Raw genomic sequence first — 3485 nt, 5'->3', positions numbered from 1 at the left:
CGAGCAGACAGATGACGAATATAGTTCCGACGAGGCGGAACGCTCGCGCCGAGACGTGCAAAAAGAGGTGGCGGAAGAGACCGAGCTGCCGGAACGCGGCTCGGCATAAGGATTGCCGGCACGTGCCAGGCAGAGACATGGAAGATTCCATCCGAGGCCGGTCCTGAGAGGCATCCCGATCCAGGAGAAGGAATTCCAGGCCAATCATGACCTTGTCCGTGATGGCGATCGGCCCTCGCATTCGTTTGTCCTTATCGACGGCTTGGTCGGCTCTACCAAACACACCGGCGAGGGTAAGCGGCAGATCACATCATTCTTCGTGACCGGCGACATTCCGAATCTGCACGGACTACATCTTTCGGTGATGGACTGCACCTTCCGACCCTGACGCCATCGCGTGTCGGCTTCATGCGCCACGACACACTGCGCGCCATCTGTGAACAGCACCCTAGCTTTGCCGCCGCGTTCTGGCGCTCGACGCTGATCGACGCGGCGATCTACGGGGATGGGCCACCAATGTCGAGCGCCGCGAGGCCTTCACCCGCATGGCGCACATCCTATGCAGGCTGATCTACCGGCTGCGCGCGGTCGAACGCATCGAGGACCACATCGCCGACATTTGGCACCGGCCGTCGAATCCCAGTAGAACCGGCGACAGACCATCGCTACTTGGGCGTCAGTGATCTGACGCAGGTCGGAATTGGTAGCATCGGCTTTCACAAAGCGGCGGAAGTTGGTGAGCGTGACGCCTTTCATGGTGGCGCCGCCATCCGCCGGATTGTCCCGACCAGAGGCCTTCAGATTTCAGAACGAGCGCAAGCGCCCGCGCAAAGTTGCGGTCCATGGCTAGTACCTTTCCGCCCTGATGGGCAGTTGTTGAATTGGCAATGGAGGTGGACGGCTGAAATCAGCCGGTTAAGCAAATCAGCGGTCTAGCCGCTGGCACTCATCAAGTAGGCCACCAAGCTCCAGGCAGAGATCGACGCGGCCGAGGCTGTTGGCCTTGTCGTCAATCCCGATGCGACGGTTGTAGGCCGTGACGGCGTCTTTTAGTTGAGAAACACGACCGGCCTTGTGACCGCTGGAGTAGGCGAAACCAGCGATGCAAATACTAGCAGCGATTGCAAGCGCGGCAGTCTTGGGGTTCATTGGCATTTTCGCCCCTCGATCAACTTGGGAAGAATTCGTCCATGGAAGACAGTTTGACTGAATTGGCAGCGCGGCTCCAGATGCAATGGAGAGCGTGGGCTCCCGCGATTGGCCTTGGTGTTGCCTCCGCCATCGGCATGATTTGGACCGTCTATCTACCGATTGTCGGATTGCGTCACCTGCTCGGATACAACTAAACCTCTAGAATCCGCACGACGGCATTCCACGCGTAGGATTTGCTGCAACGCCGGTAACAGTGACCTCCAGGCCGAGCCTACCGAGCGCGACCGAGCAATCCAGGGATGCCGCGTCAGTCGCATTTTCGCCTATGACCGTCTTCGTGATCGACCCTTCGGTTGCCAGCGTTCCAGAAGTGTGCGCACCACGCCGGTCACAGGACTTCTCCTTCGCTTTGTACATTTCGAACGTTGAAGCGCTTTGGGCGCTATGATTTGTTGGTGCCTTCGTCGTGTGTGGGAGTGCGGGCCGTGGACGATGACCAAAGGGCTGGTGTTCGTATCGAACACATCGACGGCCAGTGGGCGGTAGAACTCGTCGAGAATGGCGAAATCACCCAGCATCTTTTCGAGACCGAGGAATTCGCGAGGAACTTCGCCGCCGGTCAGTGGCTAAGGCTAAACCCGAAGCCTATTCCCCCAATGCGCCGGCGACGCCGTTAGAGCGCTAAGCTTAAAAATGCTCTTTCGCGGATGCTGCACCGGGGCCGGAACTTTGATGCAATAGCGAAGTTCGAGGAGGGAGATGCTTTCGCAACAGGCGCCACTTCACGAGAGGCCGGAGCAATGGTGGACAATCTATCTCGCAGGGAAGAACAACGCGGCACGCGAAGACTCATGGCCTGGGGCGTGGCGGTTATTGCCGTCATTTTCCTAGGCCTAATGGCATTCTTTGTACTCACGCCTTTATCGAACGGCTCTTGGCAGACGGCACCGTTCAAGCGTGCTCCTGTGCAAAACCACGGCGGTAATGCGCCAGTGGATACGTCACCCAGCCCGGGCGTGAAAAAAGACCCTCAGGAAAATACTGAAATGCCGGAGCAGCAGTAGTAGGTTCCGACCCGCTGGCAAACTTTTGCCGGGGCCGGGCGGCGATCTTGTCGAACACGTCCTCTTCCTCTGCGTCGCGAATGGCCTTGGTGTCGCCTCCAAGGATCGGGACCGGCCTTCCCTCGATTGCTGAGCTTACAAAATTGCCCAATTCGGAGGCCTGATGCTACACGTGTGTCGGCACAAGCAAATCTGCACAGCAGCTATGCACGATCCACGATTGCAGAAATCGCTGGGCAGCGGGTAGATTTTGATTGTCGGCCATCTACTCCTCCCAGATGCGATGCCGGCGCTGAATGAGGCGCACCTCCTCCCGCGCCACATTCGAAAATCGAGCCCGCTGCCACCTCCTCCCGGCAGCGGGCTTTTTTTTGTCTTCGCCAGCAGACACAGTGGCAAGCATCCGCGATGGCCTGCGAAACCATCCGTAAACCATGCCAAGACGGTAAATATTTTATCTCGAACCGATCGGGTTGCAGGAGGTTGTGGGCGGGTCTGCAACAAAGAGGCCCAGCCGATCCATGCACCGCTTACCCATCTTGCCCGCCCTGTTGATCTCCTTCGGGATTGCCTACGGAATTTGCGTCTGGGCGACGTCGGATAAGCCGGTCAGCTTTTTCGAAGCCCAAGCGGCGTCGCAAATGCGTGGAACTGTCGATCGCTCTGAATAGCTGTAACGCCACGGAAGGTGGGGCGGTCCGGTCCTATTATTCACATGGCCACCTTCGTGCACGAGCGCGCGGGCAAGCGCCTCACGGCAATGGCGTAGGTCGATCTTTGCCATCGCCGTGGCCACAGCTTCTCGCACGGTTGGACCTAATGGCTCGGCCAAGCGCCGAGCGGCGTCATCTTTCCTGTTCAAGGTAAGAAGGATGGGTAGCGGACTTCGCCAGCATGAAAAACGCGATTATGCACAACGCGCAGAAGCACGCGATCACGGCAAGTGAGCAGGCAATTACGACCTCAGCCATTTGGATTGTCCTCTAAATGTCGGGTGCTAGTCGGCGAATGATGTCCGCTATAGGACGGGGCGAGGTGAGCATAGTGCTTCTCCACCGTTCGGGTGTCGCTGCGACCAAGGGCCTGTGCCACGATGATCAACGGAGCGCCATTTCGAACCATCGTGCTGGCGTAGGTATGCCGCAGCTCATGTAGCGTCACATCCGACAGGCCGGCCTGTTTCACAAGCGCTTTCCAGGGCCGATGGTAAATAGCCTTGGCCCAAACGACGCCGCTGTCTTGGGTAAGCAGTGGTTCACTGCCTTATCG

Annotated in this window: 7 protein-coding genes; 4 read left to right on the top strand and 3 right to left on the bottom strand. The window is 58.3% G+C overall.

Annotated features, from left to right (window positions below; translation table 11 throughout):
- Nucleotides 1-112 precede the first annotated feature (112 nt).
- On the top strand, nt 113-388 hold the full coding sequence (locus EOA22_RS39730) for a cyclic nucleotide-binding domain-containing protein (RefSeq protein ID WP_338039908.1): 276 nt from the start codon (nt 113-115) through the stop codon (nt 386-388).
- A gap of 20 nt (nt 389-408) precedes the next feature.
- The gene (locus EOA22_RS39120; protein WP_245478703.1) at nt 409-570 is read left to right on the top strand and encodes a hypothetical protein; all 162 of its coding nucleotides are present in this window, start codon (nt 409-411) and stop codon (nt 568-570) included.
- On the opposite strand, the gene EOA22_RS39115 is transcribed toward EOA22_RS39120, so the two are convergent.
- A complete protein-coding gene (locus EOA22_RS39115; RefSeq protein WP_244507020.1) occupies nt 538-756 on the bottom strand; it encodes a glycosyl hydrolase 108 family protein in 219 nt (72 codons plus the stop codon). The genes EOA22_RS39120 and EOA22_RS39115 overlap by 33 nt on opposite strands.
- A gap of 168 nt (nt 757-924) precedes the next feature.
- Complete coding sequence (locus EOA22_RS28050; RefSeq protein WP_027162007.1) at nt 925-1149, bottom strand: hypothetical protein; 225 nt, start codon at nt 1147-1149, stop codon at nt 925-927.
- Between the two features lie 488 nt (nt 1150-1637).
- On the opposite strand from EOA22_RS28050, the gene EOA22_RS28045 reads away from it, so the two are divergent.
- Nucleotides 1638-1829 carry a hypothetical protein gene (locus EOA22_RS28045; protein ID WP_063170631.1) on the top strand — a complete coding sequence of 64 codons (192 nt, stop codon included), beginning with the start codon at nt 1638-1640 and terminating at the stop codon, nt 1827-1829.
- Nucleotides 1830-1952: 123 nt separating this feature from the next.
- Nucleotides 1953-2216, top strand: a complete 264-nt coding sequence (locus tag EOA22_RS28040) for a hypothetical protein (protein ID WP_063170873.1) — start codon at nt 1953-1955, stop codon at nt 2214-2216.
- Between the two features lie 963 nt (nt 2217-3179).
- Here the strand turns inward: EOA22_RS28040 and EOA22_RS28030 are convergent.
- Nucleotides 3180-3377 (bottom strand): tyrosine-type recombinase/integrase, encoded by a 198-nt coding sequence (locus EOA22_RS28030; RefSeq protein ID WP_244514468.1) that lies wholly within the window; start codon nt 3375-3377, stop codon nt 3180-3182.
- Between the last annotated feature and the right edge of the window lie 108 nt (nt 3378-3485).

The sequence above is a fragment of the Mesorhizobium sp. M7A.F.Ca.US.014.04.1.1 genome (assembly GCF_003998745.1).
GTDB classification, from domain to species: domain Bacteria; phylum Pseudomonadota; class Alphaproteobacteria; order Rhizobiales; family Rhizobiaceae; genus Mesorhizobium; species Mesorhizobium ciceri.
This window is presented reverse-complemented; position numbering and strand designations above follow the sequence as displayed.